This is a genomic window from Type-C symbiont of Plautia stali (assembly GCF_059730935.1).
This window is the reverse complement of record NZ_AP035924.1, coordinates 212,628-235,084: the sequence shown is the minus strand read 5'-3', so window position 1 is coordinate 235,084 and position 22,457 is coordinate 212,628. Positions and strand designations below refer to the sequence as shown.

The 22,457-nt window shown below is 57.3% G+C and carries 19 protein-coding genes; 10 read left to right on the top strand and 9 right to left on the bottom strand.

From position 1 onward, the window contains the following. Positions 1 to 359: 359 nt before the first annotated feature. Both AC6I7J_RS20275 and AC6I7J_RS20270 read left to right on the top strand, forming a co-directional pair. Positions 360 to 983 carry a response regulator gene (locus AC6I7J_RS20275; RefSeq protein WP_264251984.1) on the top strand — a complete coding sequence of 208 codons (624 nt, stop codon included), beginning with the start codon at positions 360 to 362 and terminating at the stop codon, positions 981 to 983. Continuing rightward, entirely contained in the window at positions 983 to 4,489 is a 3,507-nt protein-coding gene (locus AC6I7J_RS20270; RefSeq protein ID WP_498007435.1) for a response regulator, read from the top strand. The genes AC6I7J_RS20275 and AC6I7J_RS20270 overlap by 1 nt, the downstream gene beginning before the upstream one ends. A gap of 10 nt (positions 4,490 to 4,499) precedes the next feature. Here the strand turns inward: AC6I7J_RS20270 and AC6I7J_RS20265 are convergent, their stop codons facing one another. Continuing rightward, positions 4,500 to 5,084 (bottom strand): TetR/AcrR family transcriptional regulator, encoded by a 585-nt coding sequence (locus AC6I7J_RS20265; RefSeq protein ID WP_021509474.1) that lies wholly within the window; start codon positions 5,082 to 5,084, stop codon positions 4,500 to 4,502. Between the two features lie 166 nt (positions 5,085 to 5,250). Here AC6I7J_RS20265 and AC6I7J_RS20260 point away from each other — a divergent pair, with 166 nt between their 5' ends. Together AC6I7J_RS20260 and AC6I7J_RS20255 are read left to right on the top strand one after the other, a co-directional pair. Next, the gene (locus AC6I7J_RS20260; protein ID WP_058770132.1) at positions 5,251 to 5,697 is read left to right on the top strand and encodes a hypothetical protein; all 447 of its coding nucleotides are present in this window, start codon (positions 5,251 to 5,253) and stop codon (positions 5,695 to 5,697) included. 5 nt (positions 5,698 to 5,702) lie between these two features. Beyond that, positions 5,703 to 6,239 (top strand): RNA polymerase sigma factor, encoded by a 537-nt coding sequence (locus tag AC6I7J_RS20255; protein WP_088517637.1) that lies wholly within the window; start codon positions 5,703 to 5,705, stop codon positions 6,237 to 6,239. A gap of 42 nt (positions 6,240 to 6,281) precedes the next feature. Here the strand turns inward: AC6I7J_RS20255 and AC6I7J_RS20250 are convergent, their stop codons facing one another. After that, a complete protein-coding gene (locus tag AC6I7J_RS20250) occupies positions 6,282 to 7,301 on the bottom strand; it encodes an MBL fold metallo-hydrolase (RefSeq protein ID WP_498007434.1) in 1,020 nt (339 codons plus the stop codon). Positions 7,302 to 7,515: 214 nt separating this feature from the next. Here AC6I7J_RS20250 and AC6I7J_RS20245 point away from each other — a divergent pair, with 214 nt between their 5' ends. The 5 genes from AC6I7J_RS20245 to AC6I7J_RS20225 all read left to right on the top strand — a co-directional run bounded on the left by AC6I7J_RS20245 (position 7,516) and on the right by AC6I7J_RS20225 (position 12,547). Continuing rightward, positions 7,516 to 7,857 carry a gamma-glutamylcyclotransferase family protein gene (locus AC6I7J_RS20245; RefSeq protein WP_058770129.1) on the top strand — a complete coding sequence of 114 codons (342 nt, stop codon included), beginning with the start codon at positions 7,516 to 7,518 and terminating at the stop codon, positions 7,855 to 7,857. Positions 7,858 to 7,905: 48 nt separating this feature from the next. Beyond that, positions 7,906 to 8,709 (top strand): MBL fold metallo-hydrolase, encoded by an 804-nt coding sequence (locus tag AC6I7J_RS20240; protein WP_498007433.1) that lies wholly within the window; start codon positions 7,906 to 7,908, stop codon positions 8,707 to 8,709. A 114-nt stretch (positions 8,710 to 8,823) separates the two neighbouring features. After that, entirely contained in the window at positions 8,824 to 9,624 is an 801-nt protein-coding gene (locus AC6I7J_RS20235) for a MetQ/NlpA family ABC transporter substrate-binding protein (RefSeq protein ID WP_498007432.1), read from the top strand. A 454-nt stretch (positions 9,625 to 10,078) separates the two neighbouring features. Further along, positions 10,079 to 11,947 (top strand): low affinity potassium transporter Kup, encoded by a 1,869-nt coding sequence (kup, locus tag AC6I7J_RS20230; protein ID WP_215787831.1) that lies wholly within the window; start codon positions 10,079 to 10,081, stop codon positions 11,945 to 11,947. Positions 11,948 to 12,241: 294 nt separating this feature from the next. After that, a complete protein-coding gene (locus AC6I7J_RS20225) occupies positions 12,242 to 12,547 on the top strand; it encodes a YdgH/BhsA/McbA family protein (RefSeq protein WP_058770126.1) in 306 nt (101 codons plus the stop codon). A 25-nt stretch (positions 12,548 to 12,572) separates the two neighbouring features. On the opposite strand, the gene AC6I7J_RS20220 is transcribed toward AC6I7J_RS20225, so the two are convergent. From AC6I7J_RS20220 to leuC, 4 genes are read right to left on the bottom strand one after another with little or no spacing between them, the layout of a single operon-like run. Beyond that, positions 12,573 to 13,535, bottom strand: a complete 963-nt coding sequence (locus AC6I7J_RS20220) for a LysR family transcriptional regulator (protein ID WP_021509484.1) — start codon at positions 13,533 to 13,535, stop codon at positions 12,573 to 12,575. A gap of 30 nt (positions 13,536 to 13,565) precedes the next feature. Further along, positions 13,566 to 14,480, bottom strand: a complete 915-nt coding sequence (locus AC6I7J_RS20215; RefSeq protein WP_222987096.1) for an alpha/beta fold hydrolase — start codon at positions 14,478 to 14,480, stop codon at positions 13,566 to 13,568. After that, positions 14,477 to 15,100: a 3-isopropylmalate dehydratase small subunit gene (gene leuD, locus AC6I7J_RS20210; protein ID WP_058781436.1), complete on the bottom strand. Its 624-nt coding sequence runs from the start codon at positions 15,098 to 15,100 to the stop codon at positions 14,477 to 14,479. Before leuD ends, AC6I7J_RS20215 begins: the two co-directional genes overlap by 4 nt. 1 nt (position 15,101) lies before the next feature. Further along, positions 15,102 to 16,523 (bottom strand): 3-isopropylmalate dehydratase large subunit, encoded by a 1,422-nt coding sequence (gene leuC / locus AC6I7J_RS20205; protein WP_058770123.1) that lies wholly within the window; start codon positions 16,521 to 16,523, stop codon positions 15,102 to 15,104. A gap of 367 nt (positions 16,524 to 16,890) precedes the next feature. Between leuC and mqo the strand changes: the two genes are divergently transcribed. Beyond that, positions 16,891 to 18,537 (top strand): malate dehydrogenase (quinone), encoded by a 1,647-nt coding sequence (gene mqo / locus AC6I7J_RS20200; protein WP_021509488.1) that lies wholly within the window; start codon positions 16,891 to 16,893, stop codon positions 18,535 to 18,537. An 851-nt stretch (positions 18,538 to 19,388) separates the two neighbouring features. Here the strand turns inward: mqo and AC6I7J_RS20195 are convergent. The 3 genes from AC6I7J_RS20195 to AC6I7J_RS20185 all read right to left on the bottom strand — a co-directional run bounded on the left by AC6I7J_RS20195 (position 19,389) and on the right by AC6I7J_RS20185 (position 22,422). Continuing rightward, positions 19,389 to 20,639: a flavin-containing monooxygenase gene (locus tag AC6I7J_RS20195; protein ID WP_058775056.1), complete on the bottom strand. Its 1,251-nt coding sequence runs from the start codon at positions 20,637 to 20,639 to the stop codon at positions 19,389 to 19,391. A gap of 108 nt (positions 20,640 to 20,747) precedes the next feature. Next, a complete protein-coding gene (locus tag AC6I7J_RS20190) occupies positions 20,748 to 21,566 on the bottom strand; it encodes an ABC transporter permease (RefSeq protein ID WP_058770557.1) in 819 nt (272 codons plus the stop codon). 1 nt (position 21,567) lies between these two features. Then, positions 21,568 to 22,422 carry an ABC transporter permease gene (locus AC6I7J_RS20185; RefSeq protein WP_021509491.1) on the bottom strand — a complete coding sequence of 285 codons (855 nt, stop codon included), beginning with the start codon at positions 22,420 to 22,422 and terminating at the stop codon, positions 21,568 to 21,570. Between the last annotated feature and the right edge of the window lie 35 nt (positions 22,423 to 22,457).

Genomic DNA, 22,457 nt, shown 5'->3' with positions numbered 1-22,457 from the left:
TACCCATAACATCAAACATTTAAATGGTTACGGTAAGTCGCTGTTATTAAAGCGCTAACCTTGCCACCCTCTGTTGCCATGTTAACTTTTTAAAAACTTACGAACCTTTAATCTTCAGCACTTAAGTTTAATAAATTCGCGCCGTTTATCCTTAGTGAATAATCTTTATGCTAAGCAGAAAAGTCGCAGGCGAGATTTTATCGTTGTAAATAAGACAGCCAGTAATCAGCTGTAAGCTATGGACTACATTTAAAAATAAATGCCCATGTACAGAATGATCTTGAGTTGATTAAGATGACATTATATAAGTGTGCTTTTGAACGAGCGTACTCAGTTTAATTAAGAGAAAGGCAGTGCGTATGGCTAACTTTGTTATTGTTGATGATCATCCCATTGTGCGCGTGGCGATAAGACTGGTGCTGGAAAATGCCGGGCATCGTGTTTCAGCAGAGGCTGTTGATGGCGACAATATATTTAGCCTGATCAAAGAGAATGGCGCCGATGCGGCAATTATTGATATAGATCTGCCCGGCATTGATGGTATTGAAGCGGTCAGGAATCTTCGCACCGCGGGCTCATTAATTCCGGTGATTGTCATGAGCGGGAAAAACGCGGAATTTTACGCCTATAAGAGTAAAAAAGCCGGTGCCAATGGTTTTATCAGTAAAAAGAACAATCTGAACGACCTGGCACAAGCCGTTGACGCGGTGCTTTCCGGCTATAGTTTTTTCCCGCTGCGCCTGAGTCACCAGGCAGAGGGCGATCAGCTGGTGCAGGACAGCGACAAATTACTGCTGCTGTCGCATCGCGAATACGAAGTGCTGCGTTACCTCGGTGAAGGCACCGAGATTGTCAAAATTGCCAACCGCATGAAGCTCAGCAATAAAACGGTCAGCACCTATAAAGCCAGACTGATGGAAAAGTTATCGCTGAAAAATCAAAAGGATTTACTCGATTTCACCCGCCGGAACCAGATTAACTGATGCGACTTTTTTCCCTGTGCGCGCTGTGCTGCGCGCTGCTGCTGGTCGCCCCACTGCGCGCGGCGGTGCAGCAGCTTAACTATCAGCCCAACGATTTGCCGGCGATGCCCGCGCCGATGCTCAATGACGCCGACTGGCACTGGCTGGGGCAAAAGCGCGACAGCATGATTGGCATCTATGGGCCGGATCGGCCACCGATGTTGCGCACCAATCCTGAGGGAAGAGTGTTTGGCTACATTCCCGATGCGGCTTACGCTGCGCTACACAGCCTGGGTATCAGTTTTCGCGTCAAACATTACGACACCGCGCCCGAAGCCTTTGCCGCGCTGGCGCGCGAAGAGCTGGATATGATATTTGTGCCGGCCGGTGAAGCGGTGCCGGCGCATGTTAACGACACCATTAGCGTAACCGCGCTGAAAGCCAGCCCGGTTCGGGTGGTACGCAGCAGCAGTAACCCGCTGGCCGGTCAGGAGTTTTTACCCGGCCCGGCGATAACTTCCCCTTACAGCCAATTGCCGCAGGTCGCAATGGGTACGCTGCCCTATGCCGATGTGCCGGCGGTGGAAGCCTATTACCTGATTGAACGCAACTACCTGAATACGCTGACCATCGATCACATTCTGCCCGATCTCAGCTCGCCGTATCGCTTTGTGGTTAACAGCAAAGAGCACGTGCTGGCGCGGGCGATGCGTATTGCCTTTGACGCGCTGCAGCGCCACGCGGCCGGCGAGATCATCGCTGCGCGCTGGGATATTGCCAACATCACGCGCTTTGTTACTACACCGCTGTCGCTGACGCCCACCGAGCAGGCCTGGCTGCAGACGCACAACCAAATCAACATGGCGGTCACGGACCTGGTCGCACCATTCTTTATTAAAAACGCGCAGGGCGAAATCACCGGCATCGTGCCGGAGTTGCTCAACCTGATTGAAATGCGCACCGGACTGAGCTTCAACTTTGTTGAAATTAGCGACAGTCGCGATCTTACCGCGCGGATGAAACGCGGCGATGTCACGATTGCTGCACCGCTGATCTGGAGCCAGCAGCGCAGCCGTGACTTTTTGATGACCACACCGTTTATGTTCACGCCGGAAGTGCTGGTGACCAACACGGCCGCGCAGGATGCGCCGCCAAAACGCGCCGCGCTGGTACGCGAGCAGGATGCCTCCCACTGGTTTCTGAAAAAATATCCCGATGTGCCAGTTGATTATGTTGGCAATCCCAGTCTGGCGATGCAGTGGGTGGCGGATGGGCAAACCGACGCCACCATTAATACGCTGGTGGGCGCACGCTATCTCTCCGAAGGTCTGTATCCCGGCAAACTGCGTTTAACCGAGCTGAAACCGGCGCAGGAAGCGGCTATCGCCTTTGGCATCAGCCGCAGCGAGCCGGAACTGCAGGACATCATGAACAAAGCGCTGGCCGCGATTCCGGCCGGCATGATGACCGATGTATTAACCCACTGGCAGGCCACGCCCGCCGCGCATTTCGACACCTGGAAGCTGTACCGCAAAGAGTTTTATGTCGGCGCGCTGGGCGCAGCCACCATCATCGCCGTCACCTTTGTCTGGGCAGTGTTGCTGATGCGGCAGGTCAAACGCACGCGCCGCACCAAAGCGCTGCTGCGCCAGGAAATTCAGCTGCGCGATCGCCTGATCAATGGTCCGCCGCGGCCGTTTTATGTGGCCTCGCTGGATGGGATGATCGTGCACACCAATCCGGCGTTTACCCAGTTTTTCACCCCGGAAGAGCAAACCCATCTGGGCTATTCGCTATATGACTGTCGCCATCCGCTCTATCACGTGTGGCAGCAGATCGACAAAAACATCCAGCCCGGCGACATTCCGGAAGAAGCAGAATTTGTTATTGATGACGGGCGGCAAAAGCGCCATATCCGTCACTGGATGACGTCGTACACCGGCGATGAAGTCGGCAGCGGCGGGCTGATTTGCGGCTGGCAGGATGTCACCGACTACCTGCAATTGCTGGAAGATCTTTCGCTGGCGCGCGAAGCCACTGAGCTGGCCAGCCAGAGCAAAAGCGACTTCCTCGCCACCATGAGCCATGAAATTCGCACGCCGCTCAGCGCGGTGATTGGCCTGCTGGAACTGCAGACGCAGGAAGGCCGCGCCGATACCGAACTGATTCGCGTAGCGCACGAAGCGGCGGTCAGCCTGATGGATATCGTCGGTGATATTCTGGATATGGCGAAAATTGAGTCCGGCCGCATGACGCTGCAGCCGCAGTGGGTTAGCCTGCATGCGCTGGTGCGCCCGGTGATCTGTGCCTTTGACGGACTGGCGCGACAAAAAGGCATCAACCTGAACCTGATGCTGCCGGTCGGCGATGACGATCTGTTTTGCGATGCCAGCCGCGTACGCCAGGTGCTGTCTAACCTGGTGGGTAACGCCGTTAAGTTCACCGATCAGGGTGAAGTGAAGGTGACGGTGGGTCTGACGCCGCTGGAAAGTCATACCGAGCTGCGGATTCAGGTAGCCGATACCGGACGCGGCATCGATAAAGCGGCGCAAAATGCGCTGTTCCGCCCGTTCGAACAGGCGGGCCTGTCGGATAACGCCGGCACCGGGCTGGGCCTGTTTATCTGCCAGGAGATCACCCGCCTGATGGGCGGCAGCATCGAACTGGAGAGCGAACCCGGCGTCGGCACCGTGCTGAACGTCGCCGTGCCGGTCAGCGTGCGTGATATCGCTACCCCGCTGCCGTCTCCGGTCGCGGAACCGTTGCCCGCTGCGCCGCTGGTCGCGCTGAATGTGCTGATCATTGACGATCATCCGGCCAACCGCCTGCTGATTTCGCGTCAGCTGACGCTGTTAGGTCATAGTTTCCGCGAAGCGAACAACGGTGAAGAAGGCCTGGCGCAGTGGCGGCAGCAGAAGCCGGATGTGATCATTACCGATTGCAATATGCCGGTGATGAACGGTCTGGACATGACGCGCAACATCCGCCGGGAAGATAAGAGCACCTACATCATTGGTATCACCGCCAACGCGCAGCAGTCCGAACGTCAGCGCTGTCTCGAAGCGGGGATGAACGAATGCGTGTTCCGGCCGGTTAAGCTGGCGCAGTTAACCACGATTCTGAGCCAGATTCACAGCGCCAGCGCGCTGTCGGTCGGTGATGATTTTTCTGACTGGGTCGACATCGCCGAAATCGAGAAATATATGCCCAACAGCCCCGGCGCTATCGCGGATTTTCTCGACATCGTGATTAATGAAGCACGCACCGATCTGACGCAGGCGATTGACGTGGTGCAAAGCGGCGATCTCGCCACTGCCGCCAGCCTGTTTCATCGCATCACCGGATCGCTGCGCGTCACCGGCATCCGTCAGCTGACGGAGCAGTGCGAAATGCTGGAAGAGCTGGCGGAAATGCAGGAGGACCGGGAAATTATCCTGCTGCATTTACGGGAAGCGCTAACGCTGGTGGACAGGATGGAAGCTTCGTTCCGAAATCAAACCACACCCGCCCAGGCCGGCGCGCACTGATTGTGCGCCGTCAGGCGGTTTTGATCAGCTTATGCAGCAGCGGATGAGTAATCTGCTCAAACATCCCGGCGTTATTAAATGCCCGCGCCGCCAGCATCGCGCCGTGCACGCTGGCCATCAGCGTTTTGGCTTCGTTTTCAGCGCTGTCGCTGAGCTGGAAAACGCCGCTGGCGGCGCCTTTACTCAGCTGGCGCGCTAACCAGCCGGAGAGATCGCTGAAGTGGCCGCTGACTTCCGTGGCAACATCCGGCGGCAGCGTGGGCATTTCCGCCGCCAGCATCGCGCAGATGCAGAAAGGCGAAGTTCCCTCTTTAATGCAGTGCGCCCAGTAATCGACGTAGGCTTTTACTTCGTTCAGCGGATCGTTGATCTGTTCATCCATCGCCTGCATGCCCGCCTGCGCTTCAGCACGATATTCCTCTACCACCGCTTTCACCAAATCGGCTTTGCCGGGAAAATGGTGGTGGATGCTGGCCTTGCGGATATCCACCTGGGCGGCAATATCGGCATAGCTAAAGCTTTTATAGCCGCCGGCAGTGAGCAACTGGCGGGTGCAGGCCATGATTTCGCGGGCTTTAGAGGAACGGGCAGTCATAACGCAATCCGGTAGAACAACAGAGATCGGTCAACCTACTGGCAGGCAGGGAAGAAGTCAAGCCAGCGGCCTGGCGCGCACTTTTTTCATTTGTTCAGCAATATTTTCATCGCTGATTCGTCTACCTCATCACCAACCCTGTTTATCACCGTAATGAGGAACCCCAATGAGAGATTTTGACAGACATCAGCATTCACGTGGTCACCGTTTTGGTCATCACCGCATGGCGAAACCGCTGCTGCTCGGCGTGGTGCTGTTTGCTGCCCTTGGCCTGCTGGTGATGTCGCTGTGGAATGCGCTGCTGCCGGAACTGACCGGCGTAAAAAGTATTGGCTTCTGGCAGGCGCTGGGACTGCTGGTGCTGTGTCGCATCCTGTTTGGCGGGCTGGGCTTCCATCCCGGCATGTTTGGCATGGCACGCCGCCGCATGCATGAACGCTGGATGCAGATGACGCCGGAGCAGCGTGAAGCCTTTATGCAGCAGCGGCGCGAGCGGTTTGGCGGCCGTGGTCATCATGGTGGACGCTGTGACTGGCACGATCGCCGCAGCCAGCGTGACGATCCGCGCCCGCCCGCGGACGATGCGCCCGCCAAATCCCCGGATGCAGAGTAAGCGGTATGGCGCAGGATTCGCGGCTGCTGGCGGCCCTCAGCGCCTGCCGCACTAAGCTCAGCGCCTTTATTCGCGGCCGCAGCGAGCGGCACGATGAGGCCGAAGATATCCTGCAGGAGATCAGCTGGAAACTGCTGCAGGTGGAACAGCCGGTGGAGAACGTCAGCGCCTGGCTGTTTCGCGCCGCGCGCAACGAGATCACCGATCGATCGCGAAAAAAACGCGAACTCTCGCTGTTTAACGCCGCCGGAGACGAGGATTTTCCCGAAGATGAAATTGCCGAAACGCTGTTTGGCGTGGCGCAGACGCCGGAGGATGAGTATCTGAAAACGCTGCTGTGGGAAGAGCTGGACGATGCGCTCGCGGAACTGCCTGCTGCGCAGCGCGAGGTATTTGAAAAGACCGAGCTGCTCGGCTTCAGCTATCAGGATCTGGCCGCCGAAAGCGGCGACAGCGTGCAGGCGCTGCTGTCGCGCAAACATAAAGCGGTTCTGTTTCTGCGCACCCGGCTGCGCAGCCTCTACGACGAACTCACTGCCTGACCTGCGCAACCCGATAGCCAAACGGCCATCGGGTTGCGTGCTTTACCACCAGGCCGCGGTGGGCTGCGGCTGTAACAGATCAATGCCCTCGCCCAGCATCGGCAGACACAGTGCAACCTGATGCTCCGCCGCCAGCTGGACGATTTGGGTAAACGGATCGTCCCAGCGGTGAAACGCTAAATCAAAAGCCGCGTTGTGAATCGGAAACAGCCAGCGTGCGTTGAGATCCTGAAACGCGCGCAGCGTGTCCTGCGGCAGCATATGAATGTCGGCCCAGCGCGCATCGTAAGCGCCATTTTCCAGAAACGCCGCATCAAACGGACCGTATTTCCGGCCAATCGCTTTGAAACCGTCAAAGTAACCGGAGTCACCGCCAAAAAACAGGCGGAACTGGTCAGAAATCAGCGTCCACGAACACCACAACCGTTTGTTGCTGTCGAACAGGCCACGGCCGGAAAAGTGCTGCGACGGCGTTGCGACAAAGTGGATGCCGCCGATATCCCGCGACTGCCACCAGTCGAGCTGGATGACTTTCTCTGGCGCAACACCCCACTTAATCAGCAAATCGCCGACGCCGAGCGGGGTGAGAAAGTGCTTCACCCGATCTTTCAGCTGCATGATGATGTGGTAATCGAGATGATCGTAATGGTCGTGCGACAAAATAATGCCTTCGATCGGCGGCAGATCGGCCACGGCAATTGGCGCTGGCTGAAAGCGCTTTGGTCCCAGTCGCTTAAAGGGCGACGCGCGCTCGGCGAACACCGGATCGGTCAGCCAGAACTGGCCATTGAGCTTCAGCAACAGCGAAGAGTGGCCGAGGCGAAAGACGCTGTTGGGCGCGGCCTGTGCCAGCGCGGCGGCCGTGATGGGCTGCACCGGCAGCGCGGCCGGCGGCTGGGTATCTTTCGGTTTATTGAACAGGAAATCCCACAGCATTTTGCGGTAGTCGCCAAAGCTCAGCGACTGACGCGGCTGGACGTTGCGAAACTTTTTGCCATCAAACTGAGCGGAGTGCGGATACTCCCTGATTGCACCCCGGCAGAGGCTGGAACCCTTCAACATAGCGCGGATACCTCGAAAAAGAGAAAGCTGGCTGGCAGCAGCGGTAAACATCTGCGGCTACGTTAACCGTTTTATGCCGCGCGCGTCCTCACATTACGAGCCATCGCACAACCGGTAACGCAGAATTTCGCTGCCGGTGTGGCCTTCCTCTGGCGGATGACAGGGCGGCAGCAGGCAGGTAAAGTAGCGCTTTTGCATGATTTTACGAGGGAAAATGAACACGCTTTTCGTTTACGGCACGCTGCAGCCGGGCCAGTGCAATGCGCATATCCTGGAAAACATCGGCGGTGAGTGGCTGGCAGGGACGGTCGCCGGCACTTACTATGCCAACGGCTGGGGCGCGGCCGCTGATTTTCCCGGCATCGTACTTGATGAGCACGGCGCGCGCGTGCCGGGTTATCTGTTCATCTCGGACCGGCTGGCGCTGCACTGGCCGATGCTGGATGAGTTTGAAGATGGCTACGACCGGGTGCCGGTTGAGGTCACCACGACCGACGGCCAGCAGCGGACGGCGTGGATTTATCAGCTGCAGCCACAGCAGGACGTCGCGCGCTAACCTCGTACCTTGCCTACACTGATCCTCACCGGACTGTGAGGAGAAGCCATGATCACCATTTGTACCGCCTGCGGCACGTCTTATCAGCAGCAGCAACTAGCCCTTACGCAGTGTCGCATTTGTCAGGATGAACGCCAGTTTGTGCCGCCCGGCGGGCAGCAGTGGATCGATCAGTCTGCGCTGCGCGCCTCGCATCAAAACCAGTGGCAACAGCTGGCGCCCGGGCTGCTCAGCCTGCAAACCGTACCGGATTTTGCCATCAACCAGCGAGCCTTTGTGCTGCAAACGCCGCACGGCAATATCCTGTGGGATTGCATCGCGCATCTGGATGACGCCACCGTCACGCTGCTGCGTGCACTCGGCGGCCTGCACGCCATCGCCATCTCCCATCCCCACTATTACAGCACCATGCAGGACTGGGCCGACGCCTTCGACGCACCGGTGTATCTGCACGCCAGCGACAGCGAGTGGATCATGCGCGCATCGCCCCGTCTGCAGCCCTGGCACGGCGACAGCTGTGACCTGCTGCCGGGCGTGCGGCTGTTACGTCTCGGCGGTCACTTTGCCGGCGGCACGGTGCTGCACTGGGCACACGACGGCGGCATGCTGCTGAGCGGCGATATTTTGCAGGTAACGCCCGGTGCCAGTGCGGTTTCGTTTATGTGGAGCTATCCCAATATGCTACCGCTGGCCGGCGCCACGGTGACAGCCATGCTGCAGCGGTTGCAGGGCGTGAAGTTTATGCGCCTGTACGGCGCGTTTGCCGGCCGCGAAATTCTCGCGCGTGCCGATGAGGCAGTACAGCAGTCGGGTCGTCGCTATCTGGCCTGTCTGCAACATCCACAGCCGTAGCGCTTACACAGCCGCGCTGGATAAATACCAGGCGATCGCACCGCGCACGGATGTACAGACGTCTGGACGTATACTATAGTCGGTTTCCTGCAAACATAAGGAAACCTGCAAACAATGAAAAAAACATGGCTTACCGCCCTGCTGGCGGCCTCTGTCACCCTGCTCAGCGCCTGTGACAACCACAACGACAGCAAAATCAAAGTGGCGATCAATACCGGACCGGATGAGGCGCTGTGGCAGACCGTGAAGCAGGTGGCACACGATAAATATCAGCTCGATGTCGATGTAGTGGCGTTTAACGATTACGTGCAGCCGAATGAAGCGCTGTTCAATAAAGATGTGGACGCCAACGCGTTCCAGAGCCTGCCTTATCTGGAGATGCAGTCCAAAGAGCGCGGGTATAAATTTGCCGTCGTGACCAATACCTTCGTGTTCCCGATTGCCGGTTATTCACGCAAGATTAAATCACTACAGGATCTGCCGGATGGTGCTACCGTAACCGTGTCTAACGAAGCGACCACTCTGGGGCGTAGCCTGCTGCTGCTGCAGGCGCAGGGCCTGCTGAAGGTGAAACCCGAAGCCGGTCTGCTGCCGACCACGCTGGACATTACCGACAACCCGAAAAAGCTGAAGATTGTGGAAGTGGATACGCCGCAGCTGGCGCGCACGCTGGACGATCCGCAGGTTTATCTGTCGATCATTAATAATAACTTTGCCGCGCTGGTGAATTTATCCGCCTCGCGTGACGGGATGTTTATGGAAGGCAAAGCGTCGCCGTACGTGAATGCGATTGTGGCGCGCGAAGATAATAAAGACAGCCCGAACGTGCAGAAGCTGAAAGAAGCGTTCCAGTCCCAGCCGGTGCTGGATAAAGCCAACGAGATTTATAAAGGCGATATTATTAAGGGTTGGTAAGCGTATGCGGTCGCCATAAATGGCGACCCTATATCAATCGCGGTTCTCATTAATCGCGAACCCGCGGCAATTACGGTCGCCATAAATGGCGCCCCTACATCAATCGCGGTCATCATTAATCGCGAACCCGCCACAATATTGTAGGGTGCGCATTCATGCGCACCTGGACATCTCCCACCACCGCAAAGCCCCCGCTCCCCCATCCCATTTTCTGCCAGCCAGCCCGCTTCTGCTGCTGTCTGAATCGTCTACACTTCAGGTTGAAAAAGGCGCAGCGGTGTAAAAATGGCGTAAAAATTTGGTCGATTGGTATAAAAATCGCGTACAAAAAAACGCCAACCCCTACCGATTACGCCGCTGAAACGCTATCTTCGCCAGCATAAAAGTGGGTGATTGCGACACGCCAGTGCGGTTGATGGCGCTCGCCCTTTCTCCCTGAAAAAACAGGAAATGTATGAGTCAATCAGAGAAACAGTCTCTGCCTGCTGGCATGCTGGCCGCCGCCGGCATCGTGTTTGGTGATATCGGTACCAGCCCGCTGTATACCCTGAAAGAGTGTCTGTCGATTTTGCCGGACGGCGCGCCGTCGGCACTGGCGGTGATGGGCTTTCTGTCGCTGATCTTCTGGGCGCTGACGCTCATCGTCACGCTGAAATATGTCTGCTTCGTGATGCGCGCCGACCACGACGGCGAAGGCGGCATACTCACCCTGATGTCGCTGGCACGCCGCAACGTTGGCCGCAAAGCCGGTCATATCATCGTGCTGGCCGGTCTGATTGGCGGCGCATTTTTCTATGGGGATGGCGTGATCACCCCGGCCATCTCGGTGCTGTCGGCCATTGAAGGGATTCAGGTGGTCTCGCCCGGGCTGGAAAAATATGTGGTGCCGCTGGCGCTCACCATTCTCGCGCTGCTGTTCATTATCCAGAAACACGGCACGGAAAAGGTCAGCCGGGTGTTTGGCCCGGTGATGTTTGTCTGGTTTGTGGCCATCGGCGCACTTGGCATACGCGGTATTCTGCTCAACCCGGAAGTGCTGCAGGCGCTCAGTCCGTCCTATGCACTGACCTTCCTGCTCAGCCACAAAGCGCTCTCGCTCGCGGCGATGGGCATGGTGGTGCTGGCGGTGACCGGCGCGGAAGCGCTGTATGCGGATATGGGCCACCTGGGCAAAGCGCCGATTCGTCTCGCCTGGCTGGTGATCGCCATGCCGGCGCTGATACTGAATTACTTCGGCCAGGGCGCGCTGGTGATCGCCGATGCGCAGGCGCTGAACAATCCGTTCTTTAATCTGGCCCCCGGCTGGGCGCAGATTCCGCTGATTGTGCTGTCAACGCTGGCCACGGTCATCGCGGCGCAGGCGGTGATTTCCGGCGTCTATACCCTGACGCATCAGGCCATTCGCCAGGGCTTTTTACCGCCGATGCGCATCATTTTTACCTCGCATACTGAGTCCGGGCAGATTTACATTCCGGTGGTGAACTGGCTGCTGTTCACCGCCGTGATGCTGATTGTGCTGGCTTTCCGTCAGTCGTCAGCGTTGTCCTCGGCGTACGGCATCGTGGTGACCGGCACCATGGTGATCACGGCCTGTCTGGCGGGCGTGGTGGCGCTGCGTAACTGGCGCTGGCCGCTGCCGCTGGCGCTGTTGTTCCTGCTGTGTATGCTGGTGGTTGACGTGCCGCTGTTCATCGCCAACCTGATGAAACTGCTGTCCGGCGGCTGGGTGCCGGTGCTGCTGGCGCTGACCATGATGGGATTGATGCTGATCTGGAGCAGCGAGCGTAACCGCCTGATTCGCCGTTTGAATAACGATCAGGACGGTTTACTGGCGCTGGTGAAATCGCTGGAGAGCAATCCGCCGAACCGCGTCGAGGGCACCGCCATCTTCCTCGCGCGCAAGGAGTTTGAAATTCCCCAGGCGCTGTTGCACAACCTTAAGCATAACCGCGTGCTGCACCGCCGCGTGGTGCTGTTGCATATCCGCACCACCGACACGCCGCGCGTTTATAACCAGCAGCGCATCAGCATTACGCAATTGTCGCCGTCGTTCTGGCAGGTCACTGCCGCCTACGGCTGGCGTGAAGTGCCGTCGATGGCCGAGATTCTGCATCTGTGCGGACTGGAAGGTTTTGGCTGCACGGTGAATGAAGCATCATTTTTTACCGCGCACGATACGCTGGTGATGAAAAAACGCCGCGGTCTGGCGCGGGTGCGCGGCGGGATTTTTCACTTCTGCCAGCGCAACGCGCTGCGCGCCCATGAGCAATTTCATATTCCGCCCAACCGGGTGATCGAACTGGGCGGCCAGCGCGAGTTTTAAGCCGCAGGGCCACGGATGGCCGGATTTGCCCGCACATGACGCACCGACTTTTTTAATGGCAAATGTAAGCAGATGAAAAAATATTAGCGAAACATTACCGGAGTTGTGGCGGAACTTTTCTTAACATCTGATTAGCAATTAAAGCTAAAACGCATAACCTCAAAAGGTGTTTATTAACCCTACCGGCCTGATGATTCACCGTGCGCTTTGCCGGAATGTATAAACCAATAAACAACGATCTCAGGATCGGTTAATTCACTTCCGGCTCTGTTGTTATTTTTGAGGAGTAAGACCATGAAAGCGTTAATTAACGATGTGATTTCCATTTTTACGCCGCAAAATGTTAAACCGGTTTTAATTCGCGCCGATTTGACGCACCGCGAATTATCTTCAATCCATCCGGCGGGTGTCACTACTGTAAGCTGGGCCACGTCAATGGAAGAGTTAACAGACGCCATTGTGAAAAAAGCCCAGGCGGCCGGAGCCGTCGGTTATCACATCACCGACGTTGAATCACATGAGCCGGGCCACGACGGCCAGCACGTGATGGCCGCCACTGCCACGCTGTATCACATCAATGACAAAGTGGCTTACGGCTGATGCCGGGATTAACGCGTTTTTCTGTTTATGGCCTGCCCGTCATTTCCGGCAGGCTTTTTTCATTAAAATAGGCGGCGAGAAAATCGAGAAAAACTTTAATACGCTGCGATTCTGCGGCGCGTTGCGTATACACCGCCCAGATATTGGCTTCCTGATACCACTGCGGTAATACCGCCACCAGCTCGCCCGTCGCCAGATACGGCGCCACATCCCACGCTGAACGCAGCGCAATACCATGCCCCTGCAACGCCCAGTGCAGAATCACCTTGCCGCTATTGGAAGAGTAATGGCTGTTCAGGCGACACAATACCTGCTGCTCGCCATTGGTCAATGCCCAGTTTCCAAATGAATTATCGCGTTCATTAATGATCAGACAGCTGTGATGAATTAACGCATCCAGCGAGGCTGGCATACCGGCGCGGGATAAATACGCCGGCGCGGCACATAAAATGCGCCGGTTGGCAATCAGCCGGCGGGCAATATAGGAAGGATTGAGATCGTCGCCAACGCAGATTTCCACATCCGTGCCGCTCTGTAGCAGGTCGAATGCCCGATCGCTTAGCATCAGTTTAATATTCAGCGACGGATGCTGGTGAATAAATGCCGAAACCGCATCCGATAAATAGTCCTGACCGAAACCAAATGAGCAGCCGACGGTAATTTCCCCGGTCAGCTCGCCGCGCCACTGACGGAAATTATTGAGAAAGCCATCCATTTCCTGCACTACCTGCAGCGCGCCCTCCAGCGCTTTTTCACCTTCCGGCGTCAGGCGCATCACGCGGTTAGTGCGGAAAAACAGCCGCGTCTCCAGCTGTTTTTCCAGAATGGCGATGCGTTTACTGATGTAAGACGGTGACTGACCCAGCTCAATCGCCGCGCGGCCGAAACCGTCATGCCGCGCCACGCTGATAAACACGTACAGGTCTTCAATCGACGGCCAACCCTGTAACGGCTTCTGATAACTTTTTCCGGCAAGCAGTATTTTCATAACAGCACATGGTGAGTGAACGCCACGTGGTTATAACACAGATCCCAGGAAGCGCTGAAGCGAGTGCAGAAACCGCTCTGGCACCTCTTCCTGCGGTGAATGGCCGCACGGTAACGCCTCGCCCTGCACCTGCAGCGCCTTGTCCTGCCAGGTGTGCACCACATCATACAGCTGACCGACCGTGCCCTTTTCGCCCCACAACAGTAACAGCGGGCAGGCAATGCGCCGGTCGCTGTCAGCGGCATCGTGTTGCAAATCGATGCTGGCGGCGGCGCGATAATCTTCACACACCGCGTGGATCATCGCCGGATCCCGATAGCAGCGCAGATAATCTTCAAACACCGCCGCTTCGGTCGCGCCCGGCGTTTTCAGCTGGCCATCAATGTGTTTACGCAAAAAGAACGCCGGATCGTGACCAATCATGGTCTCCGGCAGCGGGTGCGGCTGAATCAGGAAGAACCACCAGAAGTAGCGCGTGGCGAACGCCTGATCGGTCAGCGCGTACATGGTGGCAGTCGGTGCGATATCGACAAACACGCAGCAGCTGACTTTCTCCGGGTGATCGAGCGCCAGCCGGTGCCCGACGCGCCCGCCGCGATCGTGGCCGACAAACGCCACGCGCTGCAGGCCGAGCGCGTCGATCAGCTGGCTGATATCCTGCGCCATGCTGCGTTTGGCATACGGCAGATGTTCAGCGTCACTGGCGGGCTTGTCGCTGTCACCGTAGCCGCGCAAATCCGGCAGGATCACCTGATAATGCTGCGCCAGCTGCGGTGCGATTTTACGCCAGGCCAGATGATTTTGCGGATGGCCGTGCAGCATCAGTAAAGGCGAGCCCTTGCCGCCGCTGGCCACGCGCAGCGTAACGCCATTATCAAGCGTCACATCCTGCAGGGTAAAACCGGCGATAAACGGCGACGGGCCGCGATCGATAATCTTACTCATGGTTGCTCCCTGGTGCGCTGCAGCCACGGACGCTGCGCAAAGTGCTGCGCTTCAAACTGGCGGATATCTGCTTCATATTGCAGCGTCCAGTCTACCGCGCTGCCGCCACCGATCAGCATCTCGCGCTTCAGGGCACTGACCGTAAAGTGAATCACCTCATCCGCGAACTGAATGGTTTGCTGATCCAGCGACACGCTGATGGTGTTGCGCTGCGCATCGGCGGCCACCGCACTCAGACGCTGGTAATCAGCCTCGCTCAGGCTCAGCGTCAGCACACCGTTACGCTGGCAGTTGTCGTCAAAAATGCCGGCGAAGCTGGTGCCGATAATCGCGCGGATGCCCAACTGATTCAGCCCCCACACCGCATGTTCGCGGCTGGAGCCGCAGCCAAAATTGGCGCCGACCAGCAAAAACGTCGCGTTCTGCCAGCCCGGCTGATTAAGGATGAAATCAGGGTTTGGCGCACCGTCGGCCAGAAAGCGCAGGTCAAAGAACACGCCGCGATCCAGCCCCTGCCGGTCAATGCCTTTGAGAAACTGCTTGGGCATAATCACATCGGTATCGATGTTAGCAGCCGGCAGCGGTGCCAGCTTGCCGGTGATGGTAGTGAAAGCTTGCATATTAAACCCCGGATTGCAGATAGTGACGAACATCAACCAGATGGCCCGCCAGCGCAGCGGCGGCGACCATCGCCGGACTCATTAAGTGAGTACGCGCGCCCGCGCCCTGACGGCCGGCAAAGTTACGATTGGTGCCAGATGCGCAGCGATCGCCCGGTGCCAGCACATCCTCGTTCATCGCCAGACACATCGAACAGCCCGACTGACGCCACTCGAAGCCGGCGTCGATAAAGATGGCCGCCAGCCCTTCCGCCTCCGCCTGCTGCCGTACCTGGGTTGAGCCCGGCACGATGATGCCGCGCACGTGCGGCGCGATTTTGCGGGTGCCGATCACCGCTGCCGCAGCGCGCAAATCTTCAATGCGCCCATTGGTGCAGGAGCCGATAAACGCGTGGGTGATGGCAATGTCGGCCAGCGGCGTGCCGGCTTGCAGCCCCATGTAGTGCAGCGCATTTTTCATCGCCTGCTGTTTCACCAGATCGGGTTCGTCTGCCGGATTAGGCACGTGGCCGCTGATGGCGCAGGCCTGATCCGGGCTGATGCCCCAGGTGACTTTCGGTTCCAGATCGCTGCAATCAATGGTCAGTTGCCGGTCAAATACCGCATCATCATCGCTGCGCAACGTGCGCCACTCGGCCAGCGCCTGCTGCCACAGCTCGCCCACCGGCATTTGCGGTTTGCCGGCAATGTAAGCGTAGACCTTGTCATCCGGCGCGATAATCGCTCCGCGCGCACCGGCTTCCACCGCCATGTTACACAGCGTCATACGCCCTTCCATGCTCAGCGCATCGATCGCGCTGCCGGTAAACTCAATCGCATATCCCGTAGCGCCGGATGCGCCAATCTGTTCGATCAACGCCAGCACGATGTCTTTGGCGGCGCAGCCAAACGGCAGCTCGCCGGTAACTTCAACGCGCATGGTTTTCAGCGTGCGATAAATCAATGTCTGTGTCGCCAGCAGGTGCTCGATTTCCGAGGTGCCGATGCCAAACCCCAGCGCGCCAAACGCCCCGTAAGTGGTGGTATGGCTGTCGCCGGCGGCAATCACCATGCCTGGCATCACCAGCCCCTGCTCGTGCGCCACCACATGTTCAATGCCCTGTCGCGGGTCGAGCACGTCAAACAGCTCGATGCCAAAGTGTTCAGCATTTTTGCGGAAGTAATCGACCTGCAGCTGACCGCCAGCGTCGGTCATCGCCGCATCGCGCACTGGCCGCGTCGGGTTCACATGGTCGACGTTGAGTAGAATAGTGGCCGGATGACGCACGCGACGCGACCGGTCGCGCAGACCGCTAAACGCCTGCGGGCTGGTGTATTCATTGAGGATTGACCGGTCGATATAGAGCAGCACGTGCCCCTCATCGTCCAGGTGACGTACCACATGCTGTTCGATCAGCTTTTCATACAGGGTTTTGCCCGCCATGCTCATGTCCACGCGAAAGTTAAACAAGTCATCAGAGACCTTAGGGTAAACCCATTCGGCGTCAGATCATCAACACGCTCCGTGCAGTGATAGTGCATGATTTGTCATCGCTGCAGCGGATTTAATTTGACCTAAGTCGTGCCCGTCGTTATAAATAATAACCGCGCTCCGTTAGCGGATATATTGTTGCTTTTTCCCGCATTTCTGCTGTATTCCTGCCGTTTATTTCGCCATCCCGCTTTTATGAAAGTTAATTAATTGCCATCAATAGTTAATTAACTAAAAACAAGTTAATCTTTTCGTAACAATCTTTTAATTTGCCAACCGAATTTTTAACGTTCATCTGCAAAGAATAAACAGGACTGGCATGACTCAGACCAAAAAACTTGTGTCCGCGCTTTCGCTGACGGCACTGCTTGTCTCTTCAGCGGTTCACGCTGAGAACGCACCAGAAAAAACCGACGTGCTGCTGATTGGCGGCGGTATCATGAGCGCCTCGCTCGGTACCTGGCTGCAGGAGCTGCAACCGGGCTGGAAACAACTGATGGTTGAGCGTCTCGACGGCGTCGCGCTTGAATCCTCCAACGGCTGGAACAACGCCGGTACTGGCCACTCTGCCAACATGGAGCTGAACTACACGCCAGAGCGTGCAGACGGTTCCATTGATGTGAGCAAAGCGCTGGAAATCAATGAATCGTTCATGATTACCCGCCAGTTCCTGACCAGCCAGGTACAGCGTGGCGTGCTGCACGATCCGCGTTCGTTCATCAACTCCACCCCGCACATGAGCTTTGTCTGGGGCGACAAAAATGTCGAATACCTGACCAAACGCTATGCGGCGCTGCAGAAAACGACCCTGTTCCAGGGCATGAAGTTCTCTACCGATCACAAGCAGATCGAGCAGTGGGCACCGCTGGTGATGGAAGGTCGCGATCCGAATCAGAAAGTGGCCGCCACCTGGACGCCGGTGGGTACCGATGTGAACTACGGTGAAATTACCCGTCAGCTGATCGGCAGCCTGCAGAAAGATCAGAACTTCAAGCTGGAAACCTCCTCTGAAGTCACCGATTTCAAACGCAACAGCGACAACTCCTGGCACGTCACCATCAAAGATGTGAAGAGCGGCGCAAACCGTGAAGTGGATGCGAAATACGTATTCATCGGCGCGGGCGGTGCGGCGATCAAGCTGCTGCAGAAAACCGGTATTCCTGAAGCCGATAACTACGGCGGTTTCCCGGTGGGCGGTTCGTTCCTGATGACCGAAAACCCGGAAATCACCAGCCGTCACCTGCAGAAAGTGTATGGTCAGGCTTCCGTAGGCGCACCGCCAATGTCGGTACCGCACATCGATGCCCGTAACCTCGACGGTAAAAAAGTGGTACTGTTTGGACCGTTCGCCACGTTCTCGACCAAATACCTGAAGAACGGTTCGCTGTTCGATCTGCTGAGCGCCACCACCACCAGCAACTTCATGCCGATGACGCACGTGGGCATCGATAACTTTGACCTGGTGAAATACCTGATTGGTCAGGTGATGCTGAACGATGACGACCGCTTTGCCGCGCTGAAAGAGTACTACCCGAACGCGCGTAAAGAGGACTGGAAACTGATTCAGGCCGGCCAGCGTGTGCAGATCATCAAGAAAGATGCTGAGAAAGGCGGCGTGCTGAAGCTGGGTACCGAAATCGTGACCGATCAGCAGAAAACCGTGGCGGCCCTGCTGGGTGCTTCACCGGGTGCATCTACCGCGGCACCGATCACCCTGAACGTGATGCAGAAGCTGTTCCCGCAGCAGTTCGCGTCACCAGAGTGGCAGCAGAAGATCCGCGCTATCGTGCCAAGCTTTGGCCAGAAGCTGAACGGCAACACCGCGCTGACCCAGCAGGTATGGGATAACACCGCATCCGTGCTGCAGCTGACCAAACCGCCAGTGATTAACATGGACGATCAGCAGTCAGCACCTGCGCAGGCCAAACCGCGCGAAGAGTCCGCGAAGCAGGATATGGCGCTGTAATAGGCCATCGCTGAGTCAATCGAACCGATGCCGGTGCGCGAGCCATCGCCCACCGGCATTTTTTTGTCTGAGGATTGGCTGAATGCTGTGTCAGATTGCGCAATAAAATTGCGCTGCTACGGTTTGTACGCGCTGTGATTACTGTATCTTCCAGCCGCACCTGGTGTAGCGGCACGATTTATCGTGCTAGTTGTCCATCGCACTGCTGCCTGTTGCGCAATAAATTGCGCCGCTACGGTTTGTGCGCGCTGTGATTACTGCACCTTCCAACCGCACCTGGTGTAGCGGCACGATTTATCGTGCTAATTGTCCGCCGCGCTGCTGCTCAATGCGCAATAAATTGCGCCGCTACGGTTGGTGTGCGCTGTGATTACTGCATCTTCTAACCGCACCTTGTGTAGCGGTACGATTTATCGTGCTAGTTGTCCACCGCGCTGCTGTTTAATGCGCAATAAATTGCGCCGCTACGGTTTGTGCGCGTTGTGATTACTGCATCTTCTAACCGCACCATGTGTAGCGGCACGATTTATCGTGCTAGTTGTCCGCTGCGCTGCTGCCCAATGCGCAATAAATTGCGCCGCTACGGTTTGTGCGCGTTGTGATTACTGCATCTTCTAACCGCACCATGTGTAGCGGCACGATTTATCGTGCTAGTTGTCCGCTGCGCTGCTGCCCAATGCGCAATAAATTGCGCCGCTACGGTTTGTGCGCACTGTGATTACTGCACTTTCCAGCCGCACCTGTTGTAGCGGCACGATTTATCGTGCTAATTCAATCGCTGTAAGACCGCGGTAGGTGCGGGCATTGTGAATCTTCCGTAGGGTGCGCATTCATGCGCACCTGGAAAATAATTACGACTTTACGTAATCCGAATAGGCATTTTGCAGCGCGATGTGGTCGGCAATATATTTCGCATCGTGCCACACGCCGTAAATAAACGACGACGCCCGGTTGACCAGATTGGGCAGGCCAAGGAAATAAATACCGCGCTCGGCAGAAATACCGCGCTTGTGGAATGGCAGGCCCTGTTCATCAAACGCATCCACCTGCAGCCAGCTGAAATCAAATTTAAACCCGGTAGCCCAGATAATGGTGCTGATGCCCGCCGCCTGCACGTCCAGCTGCATCAGCGGATTTAACAGGCAGTCCGGATCCGGCAACAGCTCCCACGCCTGCGGCTCGGCCGGTAAATCCAGCCCGTTGCGCTCAATGTACGCATCCGCATCGCGCAGCACCTCGAAATAGGCTCTGTCACCTTCGGCGATATTCTCTGCCAGCCCCGGCGCAAAGCGCAGCACGCCGTTATCCCAGCGCTCGGTGATGCCGACCAGCGTAATACCCATATGGGCCAGCCGGCGGAAATCCACGGTTTTACCGCCTTCATAGCCGCTCACGGCAAAGGCCACGTGCTGTTTCTTCGGCTTGATTTTCACTTCGTCCCACAGCCCCAGCGCGCCAAGCCACCAGCAGTAATCACGGTCGCGATAGGCGCGTGGCGGGCGGTAGTGCTCGCCGACCGACAGAAACACCTCGCGGCCGGCCTGACGCAGCTCCTCGGCAATCTGGGTGCCGGACGCACCCGCACCGACCACCAGCACCGCACCGGGCGCCAGCTGCTGTGGATTCTTGTACGCAGATGAGTGGATCTGCTGCGGCACCGCGCCTTCAGGCACGATGGCCGGGAACGCGGGCTTCTGAAACGGCCCGGTGGCAGCCACCACGTTGTCCGCGTCGAATTCTCCCACCGACGTCACCACCCGGAAGCCGCTGCGTCCGGGCAGCCGCGTTACCTGCTGTACTTCAACCCCGGTGCGCACCGGCGCGTTGAGCATCTTTGCGTAATCCTCGAAATACTGCGCCATGCGCTCTTTCGGCGGAAACGCCTCCGGTGAAATGTTATCAAACTTCAGCGAAGGAAAGCGGTCGTGCCACGCCGGACCGTTGGCCACCAGCGAATCCCAGCGTTCGGAACGCCAGCGCTCGGCAATGCGGCTGCGCTCCAGCACCACATGCGGGATCTGCATCTGCGCCAGATGTTCGCTCATGGCGATACCCGCCTGGCCCGCTCCGACGATCACGGTATTGATTTTTTCTACTGACATAGGTCATCCCCGAATAGTTGGCATGCCACCAGCGCGGCGCAAATATTGCGCCGCTGGCGATTAACACCAGGTTGTCATGTTTAACGGCGGCTTAATGGCACAGCGAAATTAATGCCCGGCCTCAACGTTTAATATTTTTCCCAGCCCGAAAAACTTATTGGCGATAATTAACATCGCGGCGGTCACCACAATATAAATAACCGACAGCGCCGCCAGCGTCGGGTCGGCAAATTCACGCACGTAGTTGTACATCGCCACCGGCAGCGTCTGCGTCGCCTGGGTGGTAATAAACAGCGAGGCGGTAAATTCATTGAATGAGAGAATCGCGGCGAACAGCCAGCCACCAAACAGGCCCGGCAGAATCAGCGGCACGGTAATGGTCCATACCACGCGCAGCGGCGATGCGCCGAGGCTGGCCGCCGCCAGTTCTATCCGCTGCTCGAGATTTTTTAGCGATACATAGACGCTGCGCAGCACGAACGGCAGCACCAGCACCACGTGGCAGAAAATCACCAGCGCATAGCCGCGTCCCAGATTGAGCTGCGACACCAGCATCAGCAGGCCGAGGCCAATGGTGAAATGCGGAATAAACAGCGGCGACAGCAGAATGCTCTCCAGCACCTGTTTGCAGGGAAAGCGATAGCGCTCAATGGCAATCGCCAGCGTGGCACCGATGATCACCGCCAGCGTTGACGCCCATGCTGTGACAATCAGTCCGGACCAGAAGCCGTGACGAAAATCGTCGTAGCTCAGCGCCCGCTCAAACCAGCGCAGCGACCAGCCTTTCGGCGGGAAGAACAGCACGGAGGTGCTGCTGAACGACGAGATAAACACCACGACGGTGGGCAACATGACAAACGCCAGAATGGCGATCACCAGCAGTTTACCCAGCAGCGCAATCAGTTTGTCGTTGTGAGAACGGGTCATATCAGTGCCCTCCCATGGCGTGCAGGAAGCGCGTCATGCGCTTCAGCGCCAGCAGCAGCAGAATGGTCAGCAGCAGGCCAGCAATGCTCAGCGCTGCGGCAAACGGGAAGTTCATCGAGGAGAAACCCAGCTGATACACCAGCGTAGCCACGGTACTGACGCGCCCGCCGCCAATCAGTTGTGGCGTCGCGAAAGCGCTGAAGGTCCAGGCAAACGCGGTGGTCAGGCTGGCGATGATGCCAGGAATGGACAGCGGAATGGTCACCGTCAGCAGCGCGCGTACCGGCCCGGCACCAAGGCTGGTGGCGGCTTTTTCGTAGTCCGGATTGATGTGTGACAGCGCCGTCGCCAGCATCAGCACCATGATCGGCATGGTGACATGCACCAGCGCGACCACCACGCCGGTCTGGGTAAACATAAACTGGATTGGCTGGCTGATGATGCCCAGCGCCAGCAGCAGGCTATTAAGAAAGCCGCTGTTACCCAGCACGATAATCCACGAATAGGTGCGCACCACTTCCCCCAGAAACAGCGGGGTAATTGCGATGATCAGAATGGTGGATTTGATCCACGCGGTGCGGGTGCGCACCAGCGCATAGGCCAGTGGGTAACTCATCAGCAAACCAAACAGGGCCGTTTTGGCGCTGAGCAGCACGGTGTTGAGAAACGCGTCGCCGTAGATGCGTTTGAACAGGCCACTGAAATTGGCCAGCGTAAAGCCGCCGACATCCAGCGAGCCGGGAATGTACGCACGCACGCTGAACTGCATCACCGCAAACATCGCGACGACCAGCCCCATCGCGGTCAGCGTGGCGGGAAGAATGAACCAGGGTAAAAATGTCGGTTTTTTCGTCATGGACGTTACTGCCTGCATAGGTGGTACCGGCTACG

Bases quoted from the DNA above. Each gene is read 5' to 3' on its own strand.
- AC6I7J_RS20185 (WP_021509491.1), bottom strand. From the start codon at position 22,422: ATGACGAAAAAACCGACATTTTTACCCTGGTTCATTCTTCCCGCCACG.
- leuC (WP_058770123.1), bottom strand. From the start codon at position 16,523: ATGGCGGGCAAAACCCTGTATGAAAAGCTGATCGAACAGCATGTGGTA.
- AC6I7J_RS20275 (WP_264251984.1), top strand. From the start codon at position 360: ATGGCTAACTTTGTTATTGTTGATGATCATCCCATTGTGCGCGTGGCG.
- AC6I7J_RS20220 (WP_021509484.1), bottom strand. From the start codon at position 13,535: ATGAAAATACTGCTTGCCGGAAAAAGTTATCAGAAGCCGTTACAGGGT.
- AC6I7J_RS20255 (WP_088517637.1), top strand. From the start codon at position 5,703: ATGGCGCAGGATTCGCGGCTGCTGGCGGCCCTCAGCGCCTGCCGCACT.
- AC6I7J_RS20260 (WP_058770132.1), top strand. From the start codon at position 5,251: ATGAGAGATTTTGACAGACATCAGCATTCACGTGGTCACCGTTTTGGT.
- AC6I7J_RS20190 (WP_058770557.1), bottom strand. From the start codon at position 21,566: ATGACCCGTTCTCACAACGACAAACTGATTGCGCTGCTGGGTAAACTG.
- mqo (WP_021509488.1), top strand. From the start codon at position 16,891: ATGACTCAGACCAAAAAACTTGTGTCCGCGCTTTCGCTGACGGCACTG.
- AC6I7J_RS20250 (WP_498007434.1), bottom strand. From the start codon at position 7,301: ATGTTGAAGGGTTCCAGCCTCTGCCGGGGTGCAATCAGGGAGTATCCG.
- AC6I7J_RS20235 (WP_498007432.1), top strand. From the start codon at position 8,824: ATGAAAAAAACATGGCTTACCGCCCTGCTGGCGGCCTCTGTCACCCTG.
- AC6I7J_RS20240 (WP_498007433.1), top strand. From the start codon at position 7,906: ATGATCACCATTTGTACCGCCTGCGGCACGTCTTATCAGCAGCAGCAA.
- AC6I7J_RS20265 (WP_021509474.1), bottom strand. From the start codon at position 5,084: ATGACTGCCCGTTCCTCTAAAGCCCGCGAAATCATGGCCTGCACCCGC.
- AC6I7J_RS20270 (WP_498007435.1), top strand. From the start codon at position 983: ATGCGACTTTTTTCCCTGTGCGCGCTGTGCTGCGCGCTGCTGCTGGTC.
- AC6I7J_RS20215 (WP_222987096.1), bottom strand. From the start codon at position 14,480: ATGAGTAAGATTATCGATCGCGGCCCGTCGCCGTTTATCGCCGGTTTT.
- kup (WP_215787831.1), top strand. From the start codon at position 10,079: ATGAGTCAATCAGAGAAACAGTCTCTGCCTGCTGGCATGCTGGCCGCC.
- leuD (WP_058781436.1), bottom strand. From the start codon at position 15,100: ATGCAAGCTTTCACTACCATCACCGGCAAGCTGGCACCGCTGCCGGCT.
- AC6I7J_RS20225 (WP_058770126.1), top strand. From the start codon at position 12,242: ATGAAAGCGTTAATTAACGATGTGATTTCCATTTTTACGCCGCAAAAT.
- AC6I7J_RS20245 (WP_058770129.1), top strand. From the start codon at position 7,516: ATGAACACGCTTTTCGTTTACGGCACGCTGCAGCCGGGCCAGTGCAAT.
- AC6I7J_RS20195 (WP_058775056.1), bottom strand. From the start codon at position 20,639: ATGTCAGTAGAAAAAATCAATACCGTGATCGTCGGAGCGGGCCAGGCG.